Source organism: Klebsiella sp. EMBS2024 (assembly GCF_036233805.1).
Lineage (GTDB): Bacteria > Pseudomonadota > Gammaproteobacteria > Enterobacterales > Enterobacteriaceae > Klebsiella > Klebsiella pneumoniae.
The window spans coordinates 64,457-66,036 of the sequence record NZ_JAZARW010000002.1; the positions used below are offsets into that span (position 1 = coordinate 64,457).

Below are 1,580 nucleotides of genomic sequence, written 5' to 3' on the forward strand. Positions count from 1 at the left end.
GGTTTGGCTTTCATCATTTTTTTATGCATTTCAGCCATGTCCTGATGGGCGGCAGAATTGCCGTTTTGCATCATTTCATGGGACATTGCGGCCTGATCGTGACCGCTCATATCCATCATTTTCATGCTCTCCCCCTGAACTGCACTTTTTTCAGCGGATGATTGCATCTGATGGGCAGGCGCTTGGGCATTATTTACCTGGTCATGCATGTTCATTGTCTCTGCAGCCCAGGCAGATGAAGCGACAGCCATCATGGCAATAAAGGATACAAGGATCTTTTTCATGGTTGGGTCTCCGGTGTTTTCATACCCGAACAATCAANNNCTTATAACAGAGAAAGCATTTGATCTCAGGGCTGGTTGATCATCACGCCAGGAACCGGGCGATTGAATTATCACGCTGTCCTGATTTATGGCTGATTATAAAAAACCGCCTCTGTTTATCGCGTGACTGAACGATGACATTTTTGTCACCTTCCGGGTTTCTCCTGAATAACGGTATTAATCCATTAACAGACGCACACTGAACACAATTTCCCGCCCCTGCTGTTCTGCTGACAGCTCGCCGCCGTGAGCATGAATGATCGACCTTGTAATTGATAATCCCAGCCCCGCGCCTTCCGTGTTGTAGAACCTTGATGAGTCTGCGCGATAGAACCGGTCAAACAAACGTTCCAGATTAGCGGGAACCTGGCCGGACATCGTATTCGTAATCATCACGTTCACACAGTCACTGTCACGCTCAAGGTGTATCGCTGTACAGGTGTTATCGGGAGAATACTTGATTGCATTGGAAAGCAGGTTACTGAAAGCACGTCGGAGCATATCGCTGTCTCCGGCAACAACGCCCTCTCCTTCAACCGTGATTGTCTTTCCTGTTTCGTCTGCCAGGGGCTCGAACAACTCACGTAATTCATTCAGTTCGGCTGCCAGATCCACATCATGTTTATCCAGCCGCAGCAGACCATGCTCTGAACGTGCCAGAAAAAGCATGTCACTGGTCATTCGTGACAACCTTTTCAGTTCTTCCAGGTTAGCGAATAAAATTTCGCGGTAATGCGAAACATCCCTTTCCTTAGCCAGTGCAAACTGCGTCTGCATCATCAGATTACTGACTGGTGTGCGCAGCTCATGCGCGATGTCAGACGAGAAATCTGACAGTTTCCGGAATGCCCCCTCCAGGCGATCAAACATATTATTGAACTCCTGCATGGTCTCAGAGATTTCCGGCGGAGCCAGATCGGGATTTAGACGCTGATCCAGGCTGTGTACGGTCATGGAGGAAGCCAGACTGGTCATTTCCCGTAGCGGTTTCAGACCAATACGTGTGGTCAGCCAGCCCAGAAAAACAGAAATAAAGACCAGACCGATATTGAACCAGAACAGCCAGGTACTGAGTTTGTCCATAAACAGGGTGTGATACCCAGTATCCGTGGCAACCGTAATGATGACATGTTTGCTTTTACCCTGTTCCGGCGTCACGGCAACCCGCCGCGAGATACTGCGGTACACGGTGTTATTTTCTTCCGTCTGGATCATATAGTCGAGAATATCACCCGACTTATTAAGCAGGACCGCTGG

Annotated in this window: 2 protein-coding genes; both read right to left on the minus strand. The window is 48.8% G+C overall.

Features of this window, described 5'->3' with window-relative positions:
• Nucleotides 1–284: copper-binding protein (locus VZP09_RS24500; protein WP_328795520.1), on the minus strand; the 284-nt coding region annotated here is incomplete at its 3' end.
• A 216-nt stretch (nt 285–500) separates the two neighbouring features.
• Nucleotides 501–1,580, minus strand: a 1,080-nt coding sequence (gene pcoS / locus VZP09_RS24505) for a copper resistance membrane spanning protein PcoS (RefSeq protein ID WP_328795521.1), incomplete at its 5' end; no start/stop codon positions are given.